We start from the raw sequence: 26,844 nt of genomic DNA, 5'->3' as shown, positions 1-26,844 counted from the left end.
CCAAAATGTGCTAGCGTGAGCTCATGGCACGACCCAAGCAGTTCGACGAGCCGGGCGCGGTGGAAGCGGCCATGCGAGCCTTCTGGAGCGCCGGTTACGAGGGCACGTCCACCCAAGACCTCTGCGCGGCCACCGGTTTGGGCCGCTCGAGTATCTACAACACCTTCACCAGTAAGCACGATCTGTTCGAGCGGGCGCTGCGGCGGTACATGGAGACCAAGAATGCGGACACGTTCGCCTTGCTCGACGGTCCCGGCTCGGTGCGCGACAAGATCGAGGCGCTGCTGTGGCGGGTGGTGGATGCACCCGACGACGATCCATTGGGATGTCTGGTCGTGAATACGACGGTGGAGATGGGCCCCCGTGACCCCGAGGTCGCCGCTATGCTGCGTGCCGACCTCGACCGTCGGATGTCCGCCCTGGTCGGCGTGATTCGTGCCGGACAGGCGTCGGATGAGATCGACGGGCGCGCCGATCCGTCCGATCTGGCCCAATTCGTCGTCGCCACCATCGGCGGTATGAGAGTCGCGGCGCGCGGCGGCGCCTCCCGGGACACGTTGGCCGGTATCGCCGAAGTCGCCCTGCGCTGTCTCTGATCGACCCACCGGCCCGGCCGTCACTCGCGTTCGCGCACACCTTCGTTTTGAACTGAATGATCCAAAATAGGAAGGAAACGGAATGCCCTCGGCGGTATACATAGTCGGCCTGGCGATCTTCGCGCAGGGCACGTCGGAGATGATGCTGTCCGGCCTGCTCACGGGAATGGCCGCCGATCTCGGCGTGACCGTTCCGCAGGCCGGACTGCTGATCTCGGCCTTCGCCGTCGGCATGCTGGTGGGCGCGCCGATTCTGGCCGTCGTCACGGCGCGCTGGTCGCGGCGAACCGCTCTGCTCGCGTTTCTCGCCGTCTTCGTCGCCACCCACGTCGTCGCGGCGCTGACCTCCGACTACGGCGTGCTTGTCGGCACGCGCGTCGTCGGTGCCTTCGTCTACGCGGGTTTCTGGTCGGTGGCCTCGGCAACGGCGGTCGGGATGGTGCCGCCGACGGCTCGTGGGCGTGCGATGAGCGTCGTCGCGGGCGGGCTCACCATCGCGACCATTCTCGGCTTACCCGCGGGCACCTTCATCGGTCAGCATCTGGGCTGGCGGGCGGCGTTCTGGACCGTGGCGGCCGGATGTGCGCTGGTGATGGTCGCGGTGGCGATCGCGGTGCCCGGACAACGCGCCGAGCAGGCACCGCCGGTGCGAAAAGAATTGCGCGCCTTGACAACCCGACCGGTGGCACTGCTGTACGGCACCACCGTGACGGCCACCGCCGCGCTGCTGGTCACCTTCGGCTACCTCGGCGCGCTGCTCACCGAGACGACCGGGATCGGCGAGAACTGGGTACCGGTGGTGCTGGGGATCTACGGGCTCGGCTCCTTCGCCGGCATCGCGATCGGCGGACGCACCGCGGATGCCCATCCACTCCGCAGCCTCACCGTCGGCATCTCGGGCCTGGTCCTGGCCTCCGCGGTGCTGGCGCTCACCGCGCACTACTGGCCGGCGGTCGCCGTGGCGTCGTTCCTGCTGGGCGCCTTCGGTTTCGGAACCAATCCGGTGTTGAACAGCCGGGTCTTCACCCTGGCCCCGGCCGCCGGGACACTCGGCGCGGCCGGCAATGTGATGGCGTTCAACGTCGGCATCACACTCGGCCCGTGGCTGGGCGGACTCGTCATCGGCGCCGGCGCGGACTACTCGGCGGTGGCCTGGATCGGCGCGGGGCTGGGCGTGCTGGCCCTGGGCCTGGTCGGGCTGAGCCGGACCGCGGGCGGAGGTACGAACCGCACCTCCGCGCTGATCCCTTATGCCGCAGCAACTTCCGTATCGTCGGCGAACTGGGTGCGGTAGAGCTCTGCGTATCTTCCCTCTTCGGCGAGCAGTTGCGCATGACTGCCCCGCTCGACGATCCGGCCGTCCTCGATCACCAGGATCTCGTCCGCATTCCGGATGGTCGACAGCCGGTGCGCGATGACCAGGGCGGTCCGCCCTTCCAGCGCCTCGGTCAGGGCCTCCTGCACCGCGGCCTCGGAGGTGGAATCCAGGGAGGCGGTGGCCTCGTCGAGGATGACGACCCGCGGCTGTTTGAGCAGCAGCCGGGCGATGGTCAACCGCTGGCGTTCGCCGCCGGACAACCGGTATCCGCGTTCGCCGACCACGGTGTCCAAACCGTCGGGCAGCGCGTCGATCACCGTGCGCAACCGTGCCCGCTCCAGTGCATCCCACAACTCCGCCTCGCTCGCCTCGGGCCGGGCGAGCAACAGATTGGCGCGAATGCTGTCGTGGAACAGGTGGCCGTCCTGGGTGACGAGTCCGACCGTGTCCTGAATCGAGCGCGTGCTCAGCTCCCGCACGTCGACACCGTTGAGCTTCACCGCGCCGTCGTCGACGTCGTAGAGCCGCGAAACCAGTTGCGCGATGGTCGATTTGCCCGCACCCGAGGATCCGACCAGGGCGATCATCCGCCCCGGCTCGGCCTGCAGCGAAATATCGTGCAGCACCTCGCTGCCGCCGCGATGGTCGAGCGTCGAGACATCCTCCAGCGACGCCAGCGAGACCTTGTCGGCCGACGGATAACCGAAACGCACGCGGTCGAATTCGACCGACACCGGTCCCGCCGGAACCGCCACCGCATTCGGCGCATCCTGGATCAGCGGCTTCAGGTCGAGAATCTCGAAGACCCGCTCGAAGCTCACCAGCGCCGACATGATGTCCACCCGAGCGCTGGCCAGCGCCGTCAGCGGGGTGTAGAGCCGGGTCAGCAGCAGCGAGAGCGCGACCACCGCACCGGCATCGAGTTGTCCGCGCAGGGCGTACCAGCCGCCGAGGCCGTAGACCAATGCCACGGCGAGCGCGGATACCAGCGTCAACGCGGTGACGAACACCGTCTGCAGCATCGCCGTCCGCACGCCGATATCGCGTACCCGCCCGGCGCGCACCGCGAATTCCGCGGACTCCTGATCCGGGCGTCCGAACAGTTTCACCAGCGTGGCGCCGGGAGCCGAGAACCGCTCGGTCATCTGGGTGCTCATCGAGGCGTTGAGCTGGGCGGCTTCGCGCTGGATGCTCGCGATCCGGGTGCCCATCTTGCGGGCGGGAAACATGAACAGCGGCAACAGGATCAGTGCCAGCAGGGTGATCTGCCAGGACAGCCGCACCATCACCACCACGGTCAACAGCAGCGTCACGATGTTGGTGACCACGCCGGACAGGGTCGTGCTGAACGCGCGCTGGGCGCCGATCACGTCGTTGTTGAGCCGGCTGACCAGCGCCCCGGTGCGGGTGCGGGTGAAGAAGGCGACGGGCATCTTCTGCACGTGGTCGAACACCGCGGTGCGCAGATCGAGAATCAACCCCTCCCCGATCCGCGCGGACAGCCACCTGATCACGATGCCCAGGCCCGCGTCCAGCACGGCCACCAGTGCGATCACCGCGGCGAGGGTGAGGACCGAGCGCGGCGCGGCATGGCCCACGATGTCGTTGACCACTCGCCCGGCCAGCACCGGGTTGGCCACCGTGAGCAACGCCGACGCGATGCTGAAGACCAGGAAGCCGATGAGCTGAGCCCGATGCGGGCGCGCGAATCGCAGAATGCGCGCGGCCGTCTCCCGGCGCAGACCACGCCGCTGCTGAGGTGCGTGCGCCTGCCGGTACAGCTGACTCCACGCGACCGATTCGATGCTCATCCGCATCTCCTTCCGCTGCCGGGTTCATTGAACTCCGGGCCACCGACATTAAGACCTCAACAAAGGTTGAGAGCAAGTAGTCCCGGTTCGCCACGGGCGAAACGCGCCGGGCGACGGGCGCTGCGGCGCTGCGCTCGGCCGCGGTCCGTCCGCCTCCTAAGGTCGACATCATGTCGTCGAACCACAGCATGCGAGCGATCCAGTACGAGCGAGTGGGTGGACCCGAGGTGCTGGCGCAGGTGGAGGTGCCGATTCCGGACCCCGCCGGAGAGCAGGTGCGGGTGGCGATCCGGGCCGCCGGCGTCAATCCGGCCGATTGGAAGATGCGCGCCGGCCTGATGCCCGGTCCGCCCGGATTCCCGCGCCGCGCCGGATTCGAGATCGCGGGCGTGGTCGACGCCGCCGGCCCCGACGCCCGGTTCCGGCCGGGTGACGAGGTGCTGGGCTGGGCACAGGGTGGCGGCTACGCGGAGTACGCGCTGGGCACCCAGCTCGTCGCCAAACCGGCGGAGTTGTCCTTCCCCGAAGCCGCGGCGATCCCGGTCGCCGCCAATACGGCCGGTACCGGACTGGACGAACTGGCCGTGAAGTCGGGCGAGACGGTGGTGGTGAACGGCGCCTCGGGCGCGGTCGGCGCGTTCGTGGTGCAGCTGGCCCGGGCGCGCGGGGCCACGGTCGTCGGCACCGCCTCGGCCGCCAATCAGGAGGTCGTGCGCACGCTGGGTGCGGTGCCGACCACCTACGGTCCCGGCGTCGCCGACCGCGTGCGCGAGCTGGCACCGCACGGGGTCGACGCGGTCTACGACTGTGCCGGTCACGGATTCCTGGACGCCGCAATCGAATTGCGGGGCGGAACCGATCGGATCATCACCATCGCCGACGGCGCCGCCGCCGACAAGGGCGTCACCTTCTTCGCCCGCACCGGCGGCCCCGCCCTCGATATCGTGGCCCGCGTCGCGCAGCTCGTCGCCGCGGGGGAATTCCGCCTGCCCGGCGCCGCACGAACGTACCCCTTGTCCGAGGCCGCCGCCGCCCAGCGCGACAGCGAAACCGGGCACGGACTCGGCAAAATCGTCCTGCTCCCGTAGCCGCTCCGGAGAACTTCGCGTTCTACGCTGGCGATATGACCGACTCCTGGGTGCGGGCCTTGCGGGACCGGATCGACGGCGAGGTCGACGACGATGCCCGACGCCGCGCGGAGTATTCCTCGGACGCCTCGAACTACCGCGTCCTCCCGGCGGCGGTGATCTACCCGCGCGGGGACGAGGATGTGGCCACGGCCGTGCGGTTCGCCCGCGAGGAAGGCAGGCCGATCACCGCGCGCGGTGGCGGAACCTCCGTGGCGGGCAATGCGATCGGGCCCGGACTGGTCCTCGACTTCAGCCGGTACATGAACGCCGTACTGTCGATCGACGCCGACCGTCGCTGCGCCCGGGTGCAGCCGGGGGTCGTGCTGTCCGGCCTGCAACAGGCCGCCGGGCGGCACGGCCTGCGACTGGGCCCCGACCCGTCGACGCAGAACCGCTGCACGCTCGGCGGCATGATCGGTAACAATGCCTGCGGCCCCCGCGCGGTGGCCTGGGGGCGCACCTCCGATACCGTGCGTGAGCTGCGCATTCTCGACGGCACCGGCGCCGAGCGCGGCCTGGGCACCGATCTGTCGGTGGTGGCGGGGCTGGCCGAGTTCACCCGTCGCAATCTGGCGACGCTGCGCACCGAGCTGGGCCGGTTCGACCGGCAGGCCTCAGGATACGGACTGCAGCACCTGACTCCCGAACGCGGCGCGTCGATCGCCAAGGCATTCGTCGGGTCCGAGGGCACCTGCGGCCTCGTGCTCGACGCGACCGTCGATCTGGTCCCGTTGCCCAGCGCGACCGCGGTCGCGATCCTCGGATATCCCGATATGCCCGCCGCCGCCGACGACGTGAAAGCCGTCATGGCGGGCCGGCCGATCGCGGTCGAGGGCTTGGACGCCCGCCTGGTGGATGTCGTGCGCGCGCACGGACGCCCGGTACCCGAACTACCCGCCGGCGGTGCGTGGCTGTTCGTCGAATTCGCCGGGGACACCGCGGAATCCGCCTACGAGAGTGCGGCCGCGGTCACCACCGCCTGCGCCGCACTCGACACCCGGATCGTCACCGACGAGCGAACCGCTGCCCGGCTGTGGCGGATTCGCGCCGACGGCGCCGGCCTCGCCGGGCGCACACCCGCGGGCGAACCGGCCTGGCCGGGCTGGGAGGACGCCGCGGTCCCGCCCGAACGGCTCGGTGACTACCTTCGCGATTTCGATCGGCTGATGCGTGATCACCGGGTGGACGGCCTGCTGTACGGGCACATCGGTGACGGGTGCATCCACGTCCGGCTGGATCTCCCGATCGCCCGTGCGCCACAACGGTTCCGCGACTTCCTGTTCGACGCCACCGATCTGGTGGTGCGCTACGGCGGATCGGCCTCCGGTGAACACGGGGACGGCCGCGCCCGTTCGGAACTGCTGTCGCGCATGTACTCACCGGACGCCTTGCGTGTATTCGCCGAATTCAAAGGGCTTTTCGATCCGGACGCGATCCTGAACCCCGGCGTTCTGGTCCGCCCCGCACCGGTCGATACCGGTCTGCGTCTGCCCGGGCTGCGCCCGGTCCCGGATGCGGGCGGTTTCGCATTCACCGCCGACGGCGATATCGGCACGGCGGTACACCGCTGCGTCGGGGTCGGAAAATGCCGCGCCGACACTCGCGCGACCGGCGGTTTCATGTGCCCGTCCTACCTCGCCACCGCGGACGAGAAGGACAGCACCAGGGGCCGGTCGCGCGTGTTGCAGGAGGTGGTCCGAGGCGCGCTCGACTGGCGCGACGAGGCGGTCGCGCAGTCGCTGGACCTGTGCCTGTCGTGCCGGGCCTGCTCCTCCGACTGCCCGGCCGGTGTCGATATGGCGACCTACAAATCCGAGACGCTGTATCGCGCGTACCGGGGACGGCCGCGCCCGATCGACCACTATGTGCTCGGCCGGTTGCCGCAGTGGCTGGCGGTGGGCACCAGGATGCCCCGAACCGTGAACGCGCTCACCGGCATTCGATGGTTGCGGCGGGCGGGTATGCGCGTGGCCGGAATGGATCCGCGGCGTCCCGCGCCGCGACTGGCGCCGCGCTCGTTCCGCAGCCGGTGGGCGGACCGCGGAAGCGACCGGCATCCGGACGGCCCGGTGGCGATGCTGTGGATCGACAGCTTCACCGATGCCTTCGCACCGGAAATCGGCTGGGCCGCAGTGGAACTCGTGGAATCGGCCGGATACCGGGTCCGTATCCCGGAGCGCCGGGTGTGCTGTGGCCTCACCTGGATCAGCACCGGCCAGCTCGACGGGGCGCGACAGCGATTGCGAGCCGCCCTGGACGCACTCGACGATCACGTTCGACAGGGCGGCCCGGTGATCGGCCTGGAGCCCTCGTGCACGGCGGCGCTGCGAGCGGATCTCCCGCAGTTGCTACCCGACGATCCGCGCGCGGCGAGTACCGCCCGGGCCGTGCGCACCCTCGCCGAATTCCTGACGGAGCAACCGGATTGGCAGCCACCGGACCGATCGGGCGAGCCGGTGGTGCTGCAGCCGCATTGTCATCAGCATGCCGTGACAGGGTTCGACGCCGATCGGCGGCTATTGCGGCGAATGGGGGCCGAGATCACCGAAATCAGTGGATGCTGTGGACTTGCCGGGAACTTCGGAATGCAATCCGGACATTACGAGATTTCGGTCGCGGTAGCGGAGGGCGGGTTACTCCCGGCATTACATGCGGCCGATCCGGAGACCCCCTTCCTGGCGGACGGATTCTCGTGCCGCACCCAGGCCGATCACCTGGCCGGGCGCCGGGGCCGTCACCTCGCGCAATATCTGACTGATCGATGATTCAGATGGCGGGAGGTCGCGCCGGTGATTCACCGCGCACGCCCGCCGCGCCGAGTGGCGGCGGGCGAGGGCGGTGCCGGGATCAGCTACCGAACGGCAGGGTGCCCGGAGGGATCTGGTAGCCCGAGCTACCGGCGGATACTCCGCCCCACGCGCTGAGCAGCCAATTCAGAATGTTGGTAAGCATGGACACCTCCGTTGTGGCATTGCCGAATGATTGCTGTTGAACCATTCTTCGGCGAAATCGGCGCGCTTAATCATATCGTTACATGCTTCCCCGAATCCGTGACCCGCGCCATAGGAATACCTGGGAGTTTCCTCGAGACGCGGCTGCCCGGCGGCCGGTTCGGCCCCGACCCCGCGGGTCCCGCCCGGTCGGCCTCGGGCACGGCGCACAATGAGTCGGTGCGAGGACGAAGCAGGCCGATGATCGACTCCCCCCGATCCGGGGTGATCGCCGGACGGCACAGTCCCTCCCGAACGACCCACGACCCCGCTCGCGCCGAGAGCGACGGGGCGGCCCGCACCGTCACCACATCGCGGCCGATAGCCCTCGCACATACTCTCGCCCCGCTGCGCCGGGGTCAGGGCGACCCGTGCCACCGCGTCACTCCCGACGGCGCCCACTGGCGAGCGTCGCGCATGGCCAGCGGCCCGGTGACCTATCGCCTCGTCCAGGCCGAATCGAATGTCGTGGCGGCACGGGCCTGGGGTCCGGGTGCGGCGGAATTCCTCGAGCACCTGCCCCGCATGCTGTGCGTCGACGAGGAGCTCGACGACTTCGCCCCCGAACATCCCCGCATCGCCGAGGCGCACCGGCGTCATCCCGGCCTGCACATGCTCCGCACCGGACTCGTCTTCGAAGCCTTGGTGCCGGCCGTGCTCGAGCAGCGGGTGCACACCGTCACCGCTCGCGGCTCGTATCGAAAGCTGATGTGGCAGTACGGCGAACCGGCGCCCGGACCCACGCCCGCGCCGATGCGGGTGCCGCCGTCGGCGCAGACTTGGCGCTACATCCCCTCCTGGGTCTATCACCGCGCCAACGTCGATCCGCAGCGTTCGCGCACGATCGTCACCGCCGCCCGGATGGCCGAGAAGCTGGAAGCCGCCGCGACGATGACGCCGCAGCGGGCCGCCGAGCGGCTGTGCACCGTGCCGGGGATCGGAGTGTGGACGGCCGCGGAGATCGCGCAGCGAGCCCTGGGCGACGCCGATGCGCTGTCGGTCGGTGATTTCCATCTGGCCGCGATCGTCGGCTGGACGCTGCTGGGCCGCCCGCTCGACGACGAGGGCATGGTCGACTACCTGGAACCGCTACGCCCGCACCGCTATCGGGCGATCCGGCTGCTCGAGATATCGGGGCAGGCGCGCAAGCCGGCGTTCGGCCCGCGGACTCCCCTGGTCGACCACAGCCGGATCTGAGCGGATCAGCGCTGCGCCGTGGCCTGTGCGGTGGTCTGGGCGCGACGCAACGCCTCGGGTACCGGAATGCGGCCGAGGAACATCTCGTCGAAAATCGGGTCGATCGCCTGCAGTGCGGCCGCGAAACCCGGTCCGCCACCCGAAGCGATCCGCGGCCCGCGCAGCACATCGAAGAACGGCGACACGTCGATGCCCCGGTCCGCCCAATACTCCCGATACAGCCGCTGATCGGCCACCACGGCCGGAATGGTCTGCCCACCGGCGGCCAGATACCGGTTGCCGGCGGGGCTGCCGAGCCAGGCCAGCACCCGCCGCACCGCATCGGGGTGGGCGGTGCGGGCATCGGCGGCGATGCCGATCGCGTTGTCGGTACTCACCCGGCCTGCGGGCCCGGCCGGAATCATCGCGATCCCCCAGCCGAAGCGAGCCTGCTGCGCGATCTGCGCCAGATTGAAACTTCCGGATTGGAACAACGCCAGCTTGCCCTGCAGGAAGGCGTTTTTCGCGAAATCACTGCCGCTGCGGGTATCCGCCGCCGGAGGGGTGAGCCCCGCCCGCACCAGCCCCACGAGATATCCGAAGGCATCCACACCCTGTGGACTGTCGAAGACGTACCGATCCTCATCCTGGAACTGCCCGCCCGCCGATCCCAGATACGGCAGCGAGAGCGACTGGAAATCGTTGGCGGCGTTGTAAGCCCAGGGCGCCGCCGCGGCGATCCGGCGCACAATCGGCTCGAAGGTATCCGGCCCGTGGGGATTCCAGGTCGCGCGTGCCAATTCCGCGGGGTCGACTCCGGCCGCGCTCAGCAGATCGCGGTTGTAGTAGACCGCCGTACCGCCGTCCACGAATTGCGGTACCGCCCAGAGCTTTCCGTTACGTGTGTACTGCTCCACCGCACCCGGATCCCACTGCCGCACCGTCTCGGGGCCCAGCATCGCGCCGATATCGGCGAGTCGGCCGGCATCGGCGTAATCGGTGTACAGATTCGTCCAGAACAGGTCGTCCACCGTTGCGCCCGCCACGTCGAGACGCAACTTCTGCTGATAGGACGCCCACGGCACCACCGTGATCCGCACCTCGACATCCGGTTCGGCGCGCTGGAATTCGTCGAGTGCGGCGCGATAGGCGGGTACGAAACTCGCATCCCAGATCCGCAGCCGGATCACCGTGCGACCCGATCCGCCCGTACTGTCGTGGCCCAGCCACAGCGCCGCGGTCACCAGCAGCACCACGCCGAGTGCGACGGCCAGCACGCTCAGCGTCGAGGTCTTCACGGCTCTCATTTCAGGCCCGTCCACGCGATGGACCGCAGCACCTGCCGCTGGAAGATCACGAAGAGCACCAGCAGCGGCACGATCGCCAGGGTCGTCGCCGCCATGACCAGCGTCCACTGCTCGTTGTAGCGGGTCTGCAGATCGGCGGTGGCCACCGTGAGCACCTGCCAGCGGCCCGAGCCGGCGACCAGCGGCCACAGGAAGCTGTTCCACTGCGTCACCACGGTGATCACCGCGAGCGTCGCCAGAATGGGACGGCTCATCGGCACCACGACATGCACGATCACGTCGAGAGTGTTCGCGCCGTCCAGCCGCGCCGCGCCCATCAACTCGCGCGGAATGGCCCGGAAATACTGGCGCAGCAGGAAGATCGCATACGGCGAGCCGAATACGAACGGCAGCACCAGTGCCCAGAACGTGTTCAGCCAACCCAGATGCGCGAACATCAGATACAGCGGAATCAAGGTGACGATCGGCGGCACCATCATCGTCGCCAGGTAGATCCAGAACAGCAGGTCGCGACCGCGGAACTCGGTGCAGCCGAACGCATATGCGGCGGCGATCGAGGTGACCAGCTGCCCGACGGTGATGAACGCGGTCATCAACGCCGTCACCAGCACCGCGCGGCCGAACCCCTGGTCGAACGCCGCGCGGAAGTTGTCCCAGGTCATCGGATCCGGCGGTGCGAGCGGAGATTCCGACGCGAACTGCCCCGGCGTCTTCACGGCCGTGAACGCGCCCAGCGCCAGCGGCGCCACCGTGCACACCGCGCCCGCCAGCAGCAGCACGTAGGCGAGGGCCGATCGCGCACCCGCCGAACGGCGATGCCGGGCATCAGAATTCATAGCCGGTCCTGGTGCGGAAGTAGCGATGCTGGAGCACGGTGATCGCCAGCATGATCCCGAAGACCACGATCGCCATGACCGCGGCCCGTCCAGGCCGCGCGGCGTCGAACGCTTCCGAAAAGATCTGCATCGCCACCACATTCGTGCGATCGCCCGGACCGCCCTTGGTCAGGGCATACACGGTGTCGAAGGTCTGGAACGCGGTGATGGTCCCGGTTACCAGGACGAAGAACAGAGTGGGGCGCAGCAGCGGCAGTGTCAACCAGCGAATCCGCCGCCAGCCGGTGGCCCCGTCCAGCGCCCCCGCCTCGTGGATCTCCGGAGGTATCGCCCGCAGCCCCGCGACGAAGAACAGGGCCACATAGCCGAAGTTCGACCAGATGCTCACCGCCGCAACGGAAGGCAGGGCCAGCGCCGGATCGGCCAGCCATTCGATCCGCCGGCCCAGCAGTGCGTTGAGAGCGCCGTCGGTGGGTGCGAACAGCCAGCGCCAGATCACGCCCACCGCCACCGGCGCGCACATCCAGGGCAGCGCGAACAGCACCCGGAACGCGCCACCGGCACGGCGGCGCACCAGCAGCGCGGCCACCGCGAATCCGAGGACGGTCTGCAGCGGCACCACGAGCAGGGTGAGCGCGGCCGTTACCAGGAGCGAGTGGCCGAATGCGTCATCGGACAGCACCGAGCGCCAGTTGCGCAGGCCCACGAATTCCATGGGCCCGAGCAGATTCCAGCTGTGCAGGCTGAGCCAGCCCACCAGCACGATCGGCAGGATCAGGAAAATCCCGATCCCGAACAGGCTCGGCGCCAGCAGTATCCAACTCGTCACGGCACGACGAACCGCTCGTCGGTTCACAGCAGATGACGCTACCGGTCACCCGGTAGCGGCGTCGCCGCAGCGGCGCGGCGCCGGGCTCGCTCAGTCCAGCGGACCGCCGGCGACGTAGACGACCTGCCCGGAGACGAAGCCGGCTCCCTCGCTGACCAGGAACGACGCGGTATGCGCGATGTCCTCCGGCCGGCCCACGCGCTGCACCGGAATCTGCGCGGCGGCGGCCTTCTGGAAGTCTTCGAACGGCACGCCCACCCGCTCGGCGGTCGCGGCGGTCATATCCGTGACGATGAATCCTGGGGCGATGGCATTGGCCGTGACGCCGAATTTGCCGAGTTCCAGCGCGAGGGTCTTGGTGAAGCCCTGCAGGCCGGCCTTGGCCGCGGAGTAGTTGACCTGGCCGCGGTTGCCCTGTGCCGAACTGCTCGACATGTTCACGATGCGACCCCATTTGGCGTCGACCATGTACTTCTGCACCGCGCGGCTCATGAGGAACGCGCCGCGCAGGTGCACGTTCATCACCGCGTCCCAGTCGTCGACGCTCATCTTGAACAGCAGGTTGTCGCGCAGGATGCCGGCGTTGTTGACCAGGACGGTCGGCGGTCCGAGCTCGTCGGCCAGCTTCGTCACCGCGGCGGCGACGGAATCCTCGTTCGAGACATCGGCGCCCAGCGCGACGGCCCGGCCGCCGGCGTCGGTGATCGCCCGGACGGTGTCGGCGCAGTGCGCCGCGTCCAGGTCGAGTACGCCTACCTGCAGTCCGTCCTGAGCCAGCCGGGTCGCGATCGCGGCACCGATGCCTCGTGCCGCGCCGGTGACGACGGCAACGCGTTCAGCCATTGGCGGTCCTCCTGTACCTCTCGGAACATTCGCTGGGAAGGAACGGTACGCGCCGCTATTCCACCCACCGCGGCGGCAGCCGCTATTCCACCCACAGCGACCAGATGCTGCTGCGCCCCTGCCCCTCGCAGACCAGCGCGTGCCCGTCCGGGGTGCGGGCCGTCTTGTCCAGATTGGGATCGCATTTCGCCCCGCCCTCGTACACGGCGGTCGACACCGAATACGGCCCGGTCCAGCGGTAGCCGCTGCTGCCGTGCAGGCAGAGCAGCGTGCTGCCGTCGGTCGCGGACCCGATCAATCCGGCCTGCGCCTGCGTGCACACCTCGCCTTTGGCCGCCGAGACGGGCCCGGCGGGAGCGGTCGTGGTCGTGGCCGGCGCGGTCGGCGGCGGTGTCACCACCGTCGTCGGTACCGCGGTCCGGGTCGCGGCGGTGTTCGAGGTGACGGTCTCGGTGCTGAGGGCGGCCGGAACCGCGCCCAGCGTGGTGTGCGGCAGGGTGACACCCGAAAGCACCAGCGCCGCAGCGAGAATCAGCACCTCGGCCAGTCCCAGGAGCAGGGCCGACATCGCCATCACCCGTCCGCGCGGATGGCTGAAGGCGATCAGGCCGAATACGATGGCCACCGGGAACAATCCGAGCAGCGCGGCCACCAGCGCGACGATCGCGTACGGATTGACGATCGGCGGCACCTCCACCCGCAGCCGTCCGGTGCGGCGGCGGTTGGGTGCGCCGTCCCATCGGTCCTCCTCGGCGTCGGGCGCCGGCCGCCGCCGGTTCGTCGTGGTTTCCCACCGTTCGTCGGGCGGTTCGGCGACCCGGGGATTGGCGGCCCGGCGCGGTGGCGGCGGTTCCCAGCGATCGTCCGCGGCGACGGGCTCGTCGGCCCAGTACTCCTCCTCGGGGACCTCGGGCCAGCGTTCCTCCGCGTACTGGTTGCGGGCCATGTGGTTCCTCTCGGTCGTGCAGGAACCTGGACACGCGGACCCCGCCCGTTACCGAAGAAGAATAGGTGGATCGGCGCGACCCGCAACCCCCGTCTCTTCAGGGCGGGCGTCCGGCGCGCGCGCAGCCGCCGGACGTCATCCCCGAGCGTCCGGCGCGCGCCACTAGACCTCGTCGATCACGTGCTCCCCGACGAATGCGATCCGGATCGCCAGCAGCCAACCGGCAATCGCGAGAACGATGCGGTCGTACAGATCCGGTCCGCTGCGGCGGGCATGGCGTGGGCGGTGGGCGCCGCCGCCCACGGGTAGCGGCCGGGTGTCCGGGAGATAGACCGCCGCGCGGTGGCCGCCGTCGACCCGGTGCCGTGCGTGCCGGTGGGCGGCATGCCGGGCGCCTCCCCCGGCGAACGCGGTCACGGGATGGCCCGATCGTCGAGGACGCAGCGGCCCTGTTCGACCAGCACCGCCCGCGCCCGCCGCCTGACCACGCACGTATCGACGGTGCAGTCGAGGTGCAGTTGCATTGCGGCGTGGGCTTGTTCGACGGTCATGATGCCCGGATCGGCGCCGCAGCGCAGCAGTCCGGCGACCGGCAGGTGCAGATTCGTCAGTTGCATTCGGACACCCCCGCCGCGAACCGGCGGCGCGGTGGAGCTGGTGGATCCTGTGGTCCGGTCGCGGCGCGGCCGGTCGAAGCGGACGAAAGTTCGCTGGTCATCAACGACGACCCGATGACATGAACAGCCATGACTCCTCGTTCCTGCATGCGATACCCGACTGTGCCCGGCGAGCCGACTCCGGGGCCCCGCTGCGAGCACACTCTCAGCATCCATCAGATCGTCGCTGCGCGGGGCAGAATCGCCGATCCCGTCCGATTCTCAGCGAACCGCCAGCACCGAATCAGCTTGGGAGAAAAGGACTTTTCGCATCCGTCCGAGCGTCGCCACCTGCGAACACTCCGGGCATGCCGCCGCGCCGCCGCCGGGGATGCGCGCCCCGAATATTTGCCGGCAGATCACGAAACCACACCCGTTTCGCAACGAATCTATGTTTACCCCGGGCCCGTTCGGGTAATCAGAACTACATGGATCGCGGGCTGAGAAATACCTCACCTCGGTACCGCAAACTGCTTCCGGGTGACTGGGTAGAACACCTTATCGTCGGAATGTTGTTCGTGGTATCGGCTGTCGGGGTGTACGTACTGACCGGTGCCATGCTCTCGTCACTGCTGGTAGGAGCGCTGGTCGCGGTAGTCGCGATCGGTGTGGTGACAATGCTGTAGCCGGTCGGCGAACCGACCGGCTACGTGGTTACCGTTATTCGAACAAAGTGAGAAACGGCGGAATCGGCGAAGAAATTCTTCTCCGATTCCGCCGTAGATTTATCGCCGGAACAATTTGTTACCCAGCCAGACGATCGGATCGTATTTGCGATCCGCAACTCTTTCCTTCATCGGGATGAGGGCGTTGTCGGTGATCTTGATGTGCTCCGGGCACACCTCCGTGCAGCACTTGGTGATGTTGCAGAAGCCGAGTCCGAACTCCTCCTGCGCCATCTCGCGCCGGTCCGCCACATCCAGCGGATGCATCTCCAACTCGGCCACCCGCATCAGATAGCGCGGCCCGGCGAAGGCGTTCTTGTTGTCCTCGTGGTCGCGCACGACGTGACAAACGTTCTGGCACAGGAAGCATTCGATGCACTTGCGGAACTCCTGCGAGCGTTCCACATCCCGCTGCTGCATGCGGTAGTCGCCCGGCTTCAGATCGGCCGGCGGAGTGAAAGACGGTATTTCCCTGGCCTTCTGATAGTTGAACGACACATCGGTCACCAGATCGCGAATTACCGGGAAGGTGCGCAACGGGGTCACCGTCACCACCTCGTCGGCGGCGAAGGTCGACATTCGGGTCATACACATCAGACGCGGCCGGCCGTTCACCTCCGCCGAACAGGAACCACACTTGCCGGCCTTGCAGTTCCAGCGCACCGCCAGATCCGGGGCCTGGGTGGCCTGCAACCGATGAATGATGTCGAGGACGACCTCGCCCTCGTTCACCTCGACGGTGTAGTCCTGCAGTTCGCCCTTGTCGTCGTCACCGCGCCATACGCGGAAGTGGGCATCGTAACCCATTGCTACTCATCCCCTTTCGCGGATGATTCGGCGGCCGCGGGATGAGCGGCGGTCTCCGCCGGGGTGTAATACTTCTCCAGCTCGCTCAACTCGAACAGGGCGAGCAGGTCCGGTCGCATCGGCTTCTGATCCTCCGAGGTGACCACCACCGGCGGCACGGTCTGGCCGACACCGTCCGGATCGGTCCGGCACACCAGCAACCGATTGCGCCACTGCGGATCCATCTGCGGATGGTCGTCGCGGGTGTGACCACCCCGGCTCTCGGTGCGCAGCAGCGCGGCCTGCGCGACACATTCGCTGACCAGCAACATGTTTCGCAGATCGAGTGCGAGATGCCAGCCGGGATTGAACTGCCGGTGGCCCTCGACGGTCACGCCGTCGTAGCGCTCCCGCAATTCACCCAGGCGCACGATGGCCTGTTCCAGCTCGTGCTCCTTGCGGATGATGCCGACCAGGTCGTTCATCGTCTGCTGCAGATCGGTGTGCAGGGTGTACGGATTTTCTCCGGTCCCCGTGGTCGGCGGATCGAAGGGCGCCAGTGCGGATTTCGCGGCCGCGTCGATATCGGCGTCGGCGACCGCCGGCCGCTGTGCCAGCTGTTCGACGTAGGTGGCCGCGCCCAAGCCGGCGCGTCGACCGAAGACCAGCAGGTCCGACAGCGAGTTGCCGCCGAGGCGGTTGGATCCGTGCATACCGCCCGAACATTCACCGGCGGCGAACAATCCGGGCACGGTGGCCGCGCCGGTATCGGGATCGACCTCGATTCCGCCCATCACGTAGTGGCAGGTCGGCCCGACCTCCATCGGCTCCTTCGTGATGTCGACATCGGCCAGCTCTTTGAACTGGTGATGCATCGACGGCAGCCGCCGCATGATCTCCGCGGCCGGCAGCCTGGAGGCGATGTCGAGGTACACCCCGCCGTGCTGGGTGCCGCGCCCGGCCTTGACCTCTTCGTTGATCGCGCGAGCCACCTCGTCCCGGGGCAGCAGGTCCGGGGTGCGGCGCGCGGAATCGTTGTCGCGCAACCACTGATCGGCTTCGTCCTCGGTCTCGGCGTACTGCCCCTTGAACACCGCCGGGATGTACTCGAACATGAAGCGCTTGCCCTCGGTGTTCTTGAGCACGCCACCGTCACCGCGCACACCCTCGGTGACCAGAATGCCCTTCACACTCGGCGGCCAGACCATGCCGGTCGGATGGAACTGCAGGAATTCCATATTGATCAGCGAGGCGCCGGCGCGCAGTGCGAGCGCGTGGCCGTCGCCGGTGTACTCCCACGAATTCGAGGTGACCTTGTAGGACTTGCCCACCCCGCCGGTGGCCAGGACGACCGCGGGAGTCTCGAACAGGACGAACCGCCCCGACTCCCGCCAGTACCCGAAGGCACCGGAGATGGCATCGCCGTCCTTCAGCAGATCGGTGATCGTGCATTCGGCGAACACCTTGATCCGAGCCTCGTAGTCGCCGGTCGCGGCATAGTCCTCCTGCTGCAGCGAGACGATCTTCTGCTGCATGGTGCGGATGATCTCGAGGCCGGTGCGGTCGCCGACGTGGGCGAGGCGGGGATAGGTGTGCCCGCCGAAGTTGCGCTGACTGATCCGCCCGTCGGGCGTCCGGTCGAACAGCGCACCGTAGGTCTCCAGCTCCCACACCCGGTCGGGCGCTTCCTGAGCGTGCAGTTCGGCCATGCGCCAGTTGTTGAGGAATTTTCCGCCGCGCATGGTGTCGCGGAAATGCGTCTGCCAGTTGTCCTTCTCGTTGGCATTGCCCATCGAGGCGGCGCAACCGCCTTCGGCCATGACCGTATGGGCCTTGCCGAACAACGATTTACACACCACCGCCACCGACAGACCGTGTTCGCGCGCCTCGATCACCGCACGCAGGCCGGCGCCACCGGCACCGATCACGACGACGTCGTACTTGTGCCGTTCGACTTCAGGCATGAAACGAATACTCCTGGGACACTGAGGAATTGGGCTCTATGGCGTTATCTGTCACCGGAATCAGCCGACGAAACGCGGATCGGAGATGGTCCCGCTGGCGACCAGCATGATGTAGAAGTCGGTGATCGCCAGGGTGGCCAGCGTGGTCCACGCCAGCTGCATGTGCCGTGTGTTCAACTTCGACACCTGCGTCCACATCCAGTAGCGCACCGGATGGGCGGAGAAGTGTTTGAGACGGCCGCCGGTGATATGCCGGCAGGAGTGGCACGAGATCGTATATGCCCACAGCAGAACGACGTTCACCACCAGGACGATGTTGCCCAGGCCGAAGCCGAAGCCGCCGTCCTTGCCGTGGAACGCCATGACCGCGTCGTAGGTGTTGACCACCGACACGACGACCGCGACATAGAAGAAGTAGCGGTGCACGTTCTGGATGATCAGCGGAAGCCGCGTCTCACCGGTGTATTTGCCGTGCGGTTCGGCGACCGCGCAGGCCGGCGGCGAGAACCACACCGCGCGGTAGTAGGCCTTGCGGTAGTAGTAGCAGGTCAACCGGAACAGCAGAAGGAACGGCAGCACCAGGAAACCGAGCGGAATCCACATCGGCAGGTCGCCGACCCAGTGCCCGAAGTGGCTCGAACCTTCGACGCACGAGGTACTCACGCACGGTGAGTAGAACGGCGTCAGATAGTGGTAGTCGGAGACCCAATATGCCGATCGCACAAAGGCTCTCACGGTTGCGTAGATGATGAATGCGGCCAGTCCGAGCACCGTGAGCAGTGGGGGGACCCACCATCGGTCGGTACGCAGAGTGCGTGTGGAAATGGCCGCCCGGCCTTTGCTGAAAACTCCCGTGCCCGCCTCGGGGGCGCGTGTCGGTGCTGCGCTCACTGCAAGCTGCCTCGCTGGTCTACCCCGTGGAACGTCATCGTTACCTCCGGCGTCGAATGTGATGCTGAGCACCATACGACAACCGGGCTATGACTCGAGGCCGGTCCAGGCAAGATCTATCGCCGCCCCGTCCTATGATTTGCGCCACATTCTCTGGGCGCGCGACGGCGGCGGTGCAACGAGTGAATGACGAGCTACTTCAGACCTTCTTCGCGAATACGGTGGGGTGGGAACCGACGGGCCGCAGCGCCGTCACGGCGGAATGGACAGCCGCCGCGACGGCCCGTGCTGCTGGTGAATGTTCGGTTACTTGGTGCGCGGCCGCGAATGGAAGCCGAGGCCTTCGTCCTGCGCGCCCATCCATGCCGCCTCGTCGGACTTGCTGTCCGGCACGTAGATGACCTCCTGCTGGCGGCGGCTGTCCACCTCGGGTGGTGGGGTGTGTTCGAACTCCTCGGCATCGATGGTGAGTCGTTCGAGATCGTTCTCCAGCCGGCGGACCGAATTGGCATCTCCGTAATGGGTGCGCAACGCGCCGACGCATTGCCGGAGCTGTCCGACTGCGAAGCGCAGTTCAGCGATCTCACTGCGTGTCATCGAAACCTCCTGGTGCTTCCGGGCCGATCACCGGCTCGGATCTCGCCCGAGGGCAAGATCAAACCTGTGACGGACCGCACATCGTGATCTACAACACATTACGTGATCATTTGCGTTCTGGCTCGTCGCCCATGGAAAAAGATCTCGTCACCTGCGCTGGATCTGAGTCTCATCCGGCGGCCGGCAGGGTCACCGTCACCGAGGGCGGCTCCAACTCGCCGAGAGGTGCGAGAACCGGAAGTACGGCCGTGACGGCCGGACGGCTCTCGGAGGTCCCGGCCGACGTCCCGAGCGCGCGGTCCACGAGTGCCGCGACGGCCACGGCCACGTCCTCCGCGCGTTCCAGGATCACGCTGTGCCCGGCGCCGTCGAGCCGCACCAGTTCCGAACGGCCGAGTTGCGCGGCGAGTACCACCGAATGCGCGAACGGAATCATGATGTCGGCCGATCCACCGAGGACCAGGGCCGGAAGATCGGACAGCAGTCGCAGCGTCGGCGTCTCGTCGAAGCGGATGAGCGAATCGAGGAAGTAGGCCATGGTGGGCAGTGGGGTGTCGTTGAGCATCGCGGTGGCGAGAGCGGCCATGCGTGGATTCACCCGCCGCGAGCCGAAACTCGCTTCGCGCACCATCGGCTCGAAAACGCGGCGCCCCAATCGCTTCGAGACCTGTAGCGCCCGCGGCGCCCGCTGTACCGCGACCCGCAGTGACGTCACGGTGTGCCGGTTGAGCAATCGGCCCAGCCCCACCGCGGTGATACCGGCGGCCGCTCCGGCGATCAGCCCGACGCCGACCACGCGGGTGCCGATCGTGGCCGGGAACAGGCGAGCGTAGGCCAGGACCACCATCGCACCCATGGAATGGCCGACCAGAACCACCGGACCGGTCGGCGCGACCGCGCGCAGGACCGCGTCGAGATCGTGGCCCAGCTGGTCGATGGTGTAGGTCGCGGGATCGGCGCCGGCGGAATCGCCGTGACCGCGGTGGTCGTAGAACACCATCCGGGTGTCCGAGCCCCATTGCCGCAGCAGTTCATCCCGCAGGAACCACCAGGATTCGGTCCGCAGGCAGTGACCGTGGACGAAGACCACCGTCACCGAGGCCGTGGCCGGGCCGAAGGTCCAGGCGGCCAGCGGGGTGCCGTCGTCGGCGCAGACGGTGACGCGGGTGGCGATCGTCGTGGACATGACGTCCTCCTGCAGAGTCCGTTCCTGCCCGGATGTCGTCATTGATTGCCGTCGCGTTAACCGCTCTAACCTGGTGTTATGCAGAAGTTGCACAATTGCTGCCGCTGGGACGCCGACGATCCGGCGGGGCGGTGATCGGGAGAATCTTCGCGTATCTACCGACTTCTGTAGACAGCCGTAGAAAGGCATCGAGACCTTCCCGCCGTACTAGGACGGAATCTGGCCTATACCGCCCATAGCGTGGCGTTCATGAGCGCAGAGATCCGCAGCTTCCGCATCGATATGCCGCAGTCCGACGTCGATGATCTGCACGAACGCCTCGCCCGGACGCGGTGGGCGCCGCAATTGCCCGGCGCGGCCGGCAGCCGGGGTGTCCCGGTGGCTCGGCTCCGCGAGCTGGCCGAGTACTGGCGCACCGAATACGACTGGCGGGCAGAGGAATCCCGGCTCAATCGGTTCCCGCAATACCGCACCGAGATCGACGGTCTCGATGTGCATTTCCTGCATGTGCGCTCGCCCGAACCCGAGGCGCTGCCCCTGGTCCTCAACCACGGCTGGCCCAACACCTTCACCGAATTCGCCGATCTCGTCGATCTTCTCGTCGATCCCCGGGCGCACGGTGGCGATCCCGCGCGGGCCTTCCACGTGGTCGTACCGTCGGTGCCGGGATACGGATTCTCGGCGGCGCCTGCCGAAACCGGGTGGAGCACCGAGCGCGTCGGACGGATGTGGGTGGAGCTGATGCGCCGGCTCGGCTACGAGCGGTACGGCGTCCAGGGCGGAGATCTCGGCACCTACGTGGGCACCGCGATGGCCGAGGCAGCGCCGGACCGGGTGGCCGGGCTCTACCTCACCGCCGGTCCGGGCTTTCCCACCGAGGCCGATCTCCCGATCCTGACCGACGCGGAACGGGCCGGTTACGAGGCGATGATGGCGGCGGACTGGGTCAACGGCGTGGATCATCACGGCCTGCTGCGTGCGGCGCCGCAGACCTTCTCGATCGGATGGAACGATTCACCCGCCGCCGCACTGGCCTGGATGGTGCAGAAGTACACCGAATTCAGCGCCGCCGGCTCGCTCGAGGCGGCGATCGACCGCGATGCGCTGCTGACCACCGTGAGCATCTACTGGTTCACTCAGAGTTTCGGCACCTCCGCGTGGTCGTATTACGACAGCAGCGGCTTCGCCTGGCCCACCGGTTCGGCGCAGGTCCCGACCGGGGTGTACAGCGGTGCGCCGGGTATCCGGCGGCTCGCGGAGCGCACCGCGAAGATCGTGCACTGGCCCGAGGGCAATCCGCCCGGGCACCATTTCATCGCGATGGATCAACCGCGGGCATATGCGGCGGACCTGCGCACCTTCTTCGGCAATCTCGGCTGAGCGACGTTTCATCGGGAAATCTAAGGCTCTCGATCGTTAAAGCTAGACAGCCCTAGATTTCCCGATGGATCGCTACGCGTCGGCCGCCGCGCGCGTGGACGGCAGGAACGGGGTGAGCAGATTGTGCTCGGTGGACGGCCCGAATTCCCATTCCGCGATCCACGGGCCGGTGCCCTCGCTCGGGTCGAGCACGCCCGATTCCAGCCATTCGTAGCGGCCCTCGAGCACCTGCCGAGTCAGCGCGGTGTCGGCGTCGTCGGTGTTGTCCCAGAGCGCGGCGAAGGCGGCCTCGACCCGCAACCGGGACTGGCGGCAGAAGGTATCGGCCAGTTCCGTCGCCGCGGCCGCGTCCCGGCTGTCCTCGGCGCGCATGGCCTGCGCCCGAACACAGGCCGCCGACATGGCGAACAGCTCCGCGCCGATATCCACGAGACGGCCCAGGAACCCCTGCCGGTATTCGAGTTTCGCCTGCCAGCGCGCCATCGCGTACATCAGTTCGCGCGCCTGCTTGCGCGACATGCGCTCGACGAAGCGCAGATGTGTTGCCAGCGGGCCGAATTCGGTATATCCGGCAGGGAGGGTGCCACGGCCGACCGCCAACTGCGGGAACCACTTCGCGTAGAAGCCACTCGCCCCGACCGCTGCGGTGGCCTTGTCCTTCAACGCCGCATGACGGTCCACGAGTGCGCCCGCGGCGGCCATGTGCGCATCGGCCATCTCCCGGGCGATCAGCAGCCGCATGATCTCGCTGGAGCCTTCGAAGATCCGATTGATTCGCAGATCGCGCACCAGTTGTTCGGCCGGCACCGCCCGCTCACCCCGGCTGCGCAGGGAGGCGGCGGTCTCGTAGCCGCGCCCGCCGCGTATCTGCACCAGCTCGTCGGCTATGCGACAGCTCATCTCGGAGGCCCACAGTTTGGCCAGTGCGGCTTCGATGCGGATGTCGTTGCGCGCCTCGTCGCACATCGTCCCGGACAGCTCGAGCACCGCCTCCAGCGCGAAAGCGGTTGCGGCGACGAAGGATATCTTCGACGCGACCGCCGCGTGCTCACCGACCGGGCGGCCCCACTGCACGCGCGCCGCCGACCAGCCGCGGCTGATCTTGAGCGACCACTTCGCCGCCGCGGTGCACAGCGCGGGAATCGCCAGCCGTCCGGCATTGAGTGTGGTCAGCGCGATCTTCAGGCCGTCGCCCTCGCGACCGATCAGATTGCGCGCCGGCACCCGGACCTTGTGCATGCGGGTCACACCGTTCTCGATCCCGTGCAGACCCATGAAGGCGTTGCGGCGCTCGACGGTGATGCCGGGGGTGTCGGCCTCCACCACGAAGGCGGATATCCCGCCGCGATGTCCGGGCCCCTTCGGCACCCGCGCCATCACCACCAGCAGTTCGGCGACCACACCGTTGGTCGTCCACAACTTCACTCCGTCGAGTTCGTAGGCCTCGCCGTCGGCGGTCGGGGTCGCGGTACTCGCCATCCGGGCGGGATCGGATCCGACGTCCGGTTCGGTCAGCAGGAAGGCGCTGACCGCGCCCCGCGCGCATCGGGGCAGGAATTCGCGCTTCTGTTCCTCGGTGCCGGCCAACTTCAGCGGTTCCGGCACGCCGATCGACTGATGCGCCGACAGCAGCACGCCCAGGCTCGCGTGTACCGAGCCGACCAGCATCAGCGCCCGGTTGTAGCCGACCTGCGACAGGCCCTGCCCGCCGTATTCCGGCGGGATCTTGAGTCCGAAGCAGCCGAGTTCGGCCAGGCCGCGAACGTAGTCGTCGGGGATCTTCGATTCGGCCTCGATGACCGACCCGTCCAGCGTCTCGCAGAAGGCCCGCAGCCGTTCCAGGTAGGCCTCGGTCCGCGCCGCGTCGTCGGGAGCCGGCTGTGGATACGGATGAATCAGGTCGAGCCGGAACCGGCCGAGGAACATCTGCTTGGCGAACGACGGTTTGGCCCAGGTACTTTCGCGCGACTCCTCGACCAGTGCGCGGGCCTGCTCTTCGGTGGCGTGAACTTTCGCGGCTGTCGCCATGGGACCCTCCCTCGAAACGTGATCAGGATCACATTTGAGTGTAGAAGGCTTGGTTACCCGCCGGTAGGCCTCCGGCGAAATCGGCGGTCGAAGAATTACTGCACGCCGCGCAGGTACCGCCCGAAATGCGGCACCGTGAAGCCGATGGTGCCCCGCTCGGCGGAGTAGATCAGCCCCTTCTTGATGAGTCCGTCCCGGGCCGGAGACAACGACGCGGGTTTGCGGCCCAGCTCCTGGGCGACCGCCGCGGTCGGCACCGGCCCGTCGTCGCCGGCCAGATCGGCCATCGCCCGCATGTACTCGCGCTCGGCCGGAGTTGCCCGTTCATAGCGGGAGCCGAAGAATCCGACCGCCAACTCCTCCTCGGCCGCGGGGGCGGCCAGTTCCACATCCTCGGCGCCGATCGGGCTGCGGGCGGCCACATCCCACGTGGCCTTACCGTAGGCCTGGACGAAATAGGGGTACCCATCCGCCTTGTCGTACAGGGCTTTCAGGGCCTCCTCGGTGAACTCCACCGCCTCGCGCTCGGCGGGGGCGATCAGCGCGCGGTCCGCGGAATCGCGATCGAGTCGGTCGATACGGTGGTAGCCGAAAAGGCGCTCGGAATAGCTCTTGGAGGCCGAGAGAACGGCCGGCAGATGTGGCAGGCCCGCGCCCACCACGATCAACGGCGCTGTCTCCTGGCTCAATTCGTGGCAGGCGCCGCAGATCGCGGAGATATCGGCCGGTCCCAGATCCTGCATCTCGTCGATGAACACGGCGATGCCTACGCCGATATCTCGGGCGAGCTGGGCGGCCTCCAGCAGCAACTCCACCAGATCGATCTCGATGTCACCGGAGTCCGCGCGCCCGGTGACGGCCGGGACGTCGATACCGGGCTGCCAGCGTTCCCGCATCCCCTTGTCGGCGGTCGCGCGCAGGGCGAAGGCCTTGAGGATGCCCAGGAAATCGTCGACCATCTCGGGATTGCGGTGGGCGACCGCGATCTGGCGCACCGCCATATGCAGCGCCGATGCCAGCGGTCGCCGCAATTCCTGATCCGGGCGAGCCTCCAGTTTGCCGGTCCCCCAGCCGCGCGAGCGGGCCGTGGACCGAAGTTGGTTGAGCAGCACGGTCTTTCCCACGCCGCGTAGGCCGGTGAGCATCACACTGCGTTCGGGACGCCCGCGCGAGATGCGTTCGAGCACGATGTCGAACGCGTCGAGCTGTTTGTCGCGCCCGGCGAGTTCGGGCGGGCGCTGGCCGGCGCCCGGGGCATACGGATTCCGCACGGGGTCCATGCCCCGACACCGTAGCGCGTTCGCACCGAAATCTCGGGATATATAGGGGATGTCCTAGATTGCGCTATCCGAGCGAATGGCAGCCGCTGTGCGGGGATGACCGGGCGCGAGGGGCTCTCTACGCTGGTGGCTGATCGAGGTCCGAAATGTCCGCAGGAGGGGTCATGTCCACCGATTCGGAAGATCAGCAGTCCGGCGATCGGCCGAACCCCACGGTGGCCGAGGTCGTCGGGTCCTGGGACGTGCCGGCCGGAGCGAGCGTCGCCCGGCAGATTCGCGACAACATCCTGCACGCGATCGCGCAGGGGTACGACGATCCGCAACTGGTGGCGGATCTGGCGGTCGGTCCGCTCGTGATCGCGCTGGGTCGGCTGGAAACAGAACTGGCGGACGCGCGAGGACGCATCGCGGAACTCGAGCGGGCGGTCCGTCCGCACGGTGAGGCGTGAATCGGCCGCCGATCTAATGCCGCCGACGAAATGCCACGGATGTAACGCCCCGGGCGACTCGTTTCGATAACGAGGGCAGAGCCGTGGATACCGCGCCGTGATCTCCATAGCAGATGGATTCGTCGGGCTGTAATCGGGGGTGGTCCTGGCGTTTTGGCGACACGCGGGCAGACACGCCGTCGTGTGGGGTGGACAACAACACCGAGCCGTCGTAATCTCTTCGTGACTTCGCGGAGTATGTCGCTTCATTAGAGGGGCGGCCCGCTGAGTCACCGCCTAATCAGCAGTCGAGTGGGCAGCTCGATCGCTGAACCGGGGACCCAGGTTACTGGGGTGAATCCTCTTCGGTCGCAAGGTCGATGGGGTAGGGCCGAATCTTCCCGGTCCGAACCCGTCAGCTAACCCGGTCGGCGCGTGGGCAAGGAAGAAACAGGAGACTCAGCTCGGTGGGTAAACACAGTCTGCAACGGGAATCTCGGCTGCCGAATTCCGTCAAGGGTGCGCTGGTCTGCGGCGCAGTAGCGGCCACAACCGGTGCGATTCCGGCGATTCCGGCCATGGCGGCCACAATCAACGTTCCCGGCGTCGGCAACTTCGACGTTCCGCTGGGTTCGGATTTCGACCAGCAAGTCAGCCAGGCGAACCAGGTGCTCGCCGATCACGCGGATCAGATCAAGGGAGTTCAGCAGGCGCTGAGCTCGCAGGCGATCGCGCCCAGCATCCCCAACGCCGCGCAGAACCCGATGAGTGGCATGTTCGGCCAGCCGCAGCAGCAGCACGGCGTCGGTGACGTCGCGCTCGACGCTGCGCGCAGCAAGATCGGCGCCGACTACGTGTGGGGCGCTTCCGGTCCTTCGAACTTCGACTGCTCCGGTCTGGTGCAGTGGGCGTACAAGCAGGCCGGAATTCAGCTGCCGCGTACCAGCTTCGAACAGTCGCACGTCGGCAAGCCGGTCGCCTTCCAGGACCTGAAGCCGGGCGACCTCGTCATCCAGAACGGTGGCGGCCACGTGTCCATGTACGCCGGGGATGGCAAGATTCTCCAGGCGCCGCAGTCGGGTGAGACCGTCAGCTACGCGCATCTGGACCCCGACTCGATCGTCACCGCACGCCGCGTCGCCTAGTCGTTTTCGCTCGACAGCACGGCCCGGCGGTGACCCGCCGGGCCTACTGTGAGGAG

The 26,844-nt window shown here is 67.7% G+C and carries 23 protein-coding genes and 1 riboswitch; of the genes, 8 read left to right on the top strand and 15 right to left on the bottom strand.

Going from position 1 to position 26,844, the window contains the following annotated elements; all coding sequences use genetic code 11:
- Window positions 1-23: 23 nt before the first annotated feature.
- Window positions 24-596, top strand: a complete 573-nt coding sequence (locus tag A5780_RS28115; protein WP_063014376.1) for a TetR/AcrR family transcriptional regulator — start codon at window positions 24-26, stop codon at window positions 594-596.
- Window positions 597-678: 82 nt separating this feature from the next.
- Window positions 679-1,890, top strand: a complete 1,212-nt coding sequence (locus A5780_RS28110) for a Cmx/CmrA family chloramphenicol efflux MFS transporter (RefSeq protein ID WP_064910256.1) — start codon at window positions 679-681, stop codon at window positions 1,888-1,890.
- On the opposite strand, the gene A5780_RS28105 is transcribed toward A5780_RS28110, so the two are convergent.
- On the bottom strand, window positions 1,845-3,725 hold the full coding sequence (locus A5780_RS28105; RefSeq protein ID WP_063014418.1) for an ABC transporter ATP-binding protein: 1,881 nt from the start codon (window positions 3,723-3,725) through the stop codon (window positions 1,845-1,847). The two genes, A5780_RS28110 and A5780_RS28105, sit on opposite strands and share 46 nt — an antisense overlap.
- A gap of 170 nt (window positions 3,726-3,895) precedes the next feature.
- Between A5780_RS28105 and A5780_RS28100 the strand changes: the two genes are divergently transcribed.
- The 3 genes from A5780_RS28100 to A5780_RS28090 all read left to right on the top strand — a co-directional run bounded on the left by A5780_RS28100 (window position 3,896) and on the right by A5780_RS28090 (window position 9,042).
- Window positions 3,896-4,813 (top strand): NADP-dependent oxidoreductase, encoded by a 918-nt coding sequence (locus tag A5780_RS28100; protein WP_231983124.1) that lies wholly within the window; start codon window positions 3,896-3,898, stop codon window positions 4,811-4,813.
- A gap of 35 nt (window positions 4,814-4,848) precedes the next feature.
- On the top strand, window positions 4,849-7,620 hold the full coding sequence (locus A5780_RS28095) for an FAD-binding and (Fe-S)-binding domain-containing protein (RefSeq protein WP_064910254.1): 2,772 nt from the start codon (window positions 4,849-4,851) through the stop codon (window positions 7,618-7,620).
- Between the two features lie 426 nt (window positions 7,621-8,046).
- On the top strand, window positions 8,047-9,042 hold the full coding sequence (locus tag A5780_RS28090; protein ID WP_231983123.1) for a DNA-3-methyladenine glycosylase: 996 nt from the start codon (window positions 8,047-8,049) through the stop codon (window positions 9,040-9,042).
- Between the two features lie 5 nt (window positions 9,043-9,047).
- Here the strand turns inward: A5780_RS28090 and A5780_RS28085 are convergent, their stop codons facing one another.
- The 12 genes from A5780_RS28085 to A5780_RS28025 form a co-directional block, all read right to left on the bottom strand.
- Complete coding sequence (locus A5780_RS28085; RefSeq protein WP_063014372.1) at window positions 9,048-10,328, bottom strand: sugar ABC transporter substrate-binding protein; 1,281 nt, start codon at window positions 10,326-10,328, stop codon at window positions 9,048-9,050.
- Window positions 10,325-11,164 carry a carbohydrate ABC transporter permease gene (locus A5780_RS28080; protein ID WP_064910252.1) on the bottom strand — a complete coding sequence of 280 codons (840 nt, stop codon included), beginning with the start codon at window positions 11,162-11,164 and terminating at the stop codon, window positions 10,325-10,327. The genes A5780_RS28085 and A5780_RS28080 overlap by 4 nt, the downstream gene beginning before the upstream one ends.
- Window positions 11,154-12,020 carry a carbohydrate ABC transporter permease gene (locus A5780_RS28075; RefSeq protein ID WP_064910250.1) on the bottom strand — a complete coding sequence of 289 codons (867 nt, stop codon included), beginning with the start codon at window positions 12,018-12,020 and terminating at the stop codon, window positions 11,154-11,156. Before A5780_RS28075 ends, A5780_RS28080 begins: the two co-directional genes overlap by 11 nt.
- Before the next feature lie 63 nt (window positions 12,021-12,083).
- The gene (fabG, locus tag A5780_RS28070; RefSeq protein ID WP_063026015.1) at window positions 12,084-12,836 is read right to left on the bottom strand and encodes a 3-oxoacyl-ACP reductase FabG; all 753 of its coding nucleotides are present in this window, start codon (window positions 12,834-12,836) and stop codon (window positions 12,084-12,086) included.
- Window positions 12,837-12,918: 82 nt separating this feature from the next.
- Window positions 12,919-13,782, bottom strand: coding sequence for a DUF4190 domain-containing protein (locus tag A5780_RS28065; protein WP_063014364.1), 864 nt, complete (start codon window positions 13,780-13,782; stop codon window positions 12,919-12,921).
- Window positions 13,783-13,944: 162 nt separating this feature from the next.
- Entirely contained in the window at window positions 13,945-14,199 is a 255-nt protein-coding gene (locus A5780_RS28060) for a hypothetical protein (RefSeq protein WP_063014362.1), read from the bottom strand.
- The gene (locus A5780_RS28055; RefSeq protein WP_063014360.1) at window positions 14,196-14,399 is read right to left on the bottom strand and encodes a hypothetical protein; all 204 of its coding nucleotides are present in this window, start codon (window positions 14,397-14,399) and stop codon (window positions 14,196-14,198) included. The genes A5780_RS28060 and A5780_RS28055 overlap by 4 nt, the downstream gene beginning before the upstream one ends.
- Before the next feature lie 764 nt (window positions 14,400-15,163).
- The gene (locus A5780_RS28045) at window positions 15,164-15,910 is read right to left on the bottom strand and encodes a succinate dehydrogenase/fumarate reductase iron-sulfur subunit (protein WP_063014358.1); all 747 of its coding nucleotides are present in this window, start codon (window positions 15,908-15,910) and stop codon (window positions 15,164-15,166) included.
- Window positions 15,911-15,912: 2 nt separating this feature from the next.
- A complete protein-coding gene (locus A5780_RS28040; protein WP_063014356.1) occupies window positions 15,913-17,853 on the bottom strand; it encodes a fumarate reductase/succinate dehydrogenase flavoprotein subunit in 1,941 nt (646 codons plus the stop codon).
- Between the two features lie 60 nt (window positions 17,854-17,913).
- Complete coding sequence (locus A5780_RS28035) at window positions 17,914-18,744, bottom strand: hypothetical protein (RefSeq protein ID WP_062966449.1); 831 nt, start codon at window positions 18,742-18,744, stop codon at window positions 17,914-17,916.
- Window positions 18,745-19,050: 306 nt separating this feature from the next.
- Entirely contained in the window at window positions 19,051-19,341 is a 291-nt protein-coding gene (locus A5780_RS28030) for a hypothetical protein (RefSeq protein ID WP_030514117.1), read from the bottom strand.
- Window positions 19,342-19,510: 169 nt separating this feature from the next.
- Window positions 19,511-20,527, bottom strand: a complete 1,017-nt coding sequence (locus A5780_RS28025; RefSeq protein WP_082976769.1) for an alpha/beta fold hydrolase — start codon at window positions 20,525-20,527, stop codon at window positions 19,511-19,513.
- Window positions 20,528-20,776: 249 nt separating this feature from the next.
- On the opposite strand from A5780_RS28025, the gene A5780_RS28020 reads away from it, so the two are divergent.
- Complete coding sequence (locus A5780_RS28020) at window positions 20,777-21,907, top strand: epoxide hydrolase family protein (RefSeq protein WP_064910287.1); 1,131 nt, start codon at window positions 20,777-20,779, stop codon at window positions 21,905-21,907.
- A 72-nt stretch (window positions 21,908-21,979) separates the two neighbouring features.
- Here A5780_RS28020 and A5780_RS28015 read toward each other — a convergent pair whose 3' ends face one another.
- Together A5780_RS28015 and A5780_RS28010 are read right to left on the bottom strand one after the other, a co-directional pair.
- A complete protein-coding gene (locus A5780_RS28015; protein ID WP_063014354.1) occupies window positions 21,980-23,935 on the bottom strand; it encodes an acyl-CoA dehydrogenase family protein in 1,956 nt (651 codons plus the stop codon).
- Between the two features lie 95 nt (window positions 23,936-24,030).
- A complete protein-coding gene (locus tag A5780_RS28010) occupies window positions 24,031-25,215 on the bottom strand; it encodes an ATP-binding protein (RefSeq protein WP_030514121.1) in 1,185 nt (394 codons plus the stop codon).
- Between the two features lie 164 nt (window positions 25,216-25,379).
- Between A5780_RS28010 and A5780_RS28005 the strand changes: the two genes are divergently transcribed.
- Both A5780_RS28005 and A5780_RS42890 read left to right on the top strand, forming a co-directional pair.
- Window positions 25,380-25,664, top strand: coding sequence for a hypothetical protein (locus tag A5780_RS28005; RefSeq protein WP_063014352.1), 285 nt, complete (start codon window positions 25,380-25,382; stop codon window positions 25,662-25,664).
- Between the two features lie 263 nt (window positions 25,665-25,927).
- Window positions 25,928-26,092: riboswitch (cyclic di-AMP (ydaO/yuaA leader) on the top strand.
- 18 nt (window positions 26,093-26,110) lie between these two features.
- Entirely contained in the window at window positions 26,111-26,788 is a 678-nt protein-coding gene (locus A5780_RS42890; RefSeq protein WP_063905996.1) for a C40 family peptidase, read from the top strand.
- The last annotated feature ends 56 nt before the right edge of the window (window positions 26,789-26,844 follow it).

This window comes from Nocardia sp. 852002-20019_SCH5090214, from assembly GCF_001665865.1.
Lineage (GTDB): Bacteria > Actinomycetota > Actinomycetes > Mycobacteriales > Mycobacteriaceae > Nocardia > Nocardia nova.
Note: the sequence above shows the minus strand (reverse complement) of the source record. Positions and strands in the feature narration are given on the sequence as shown.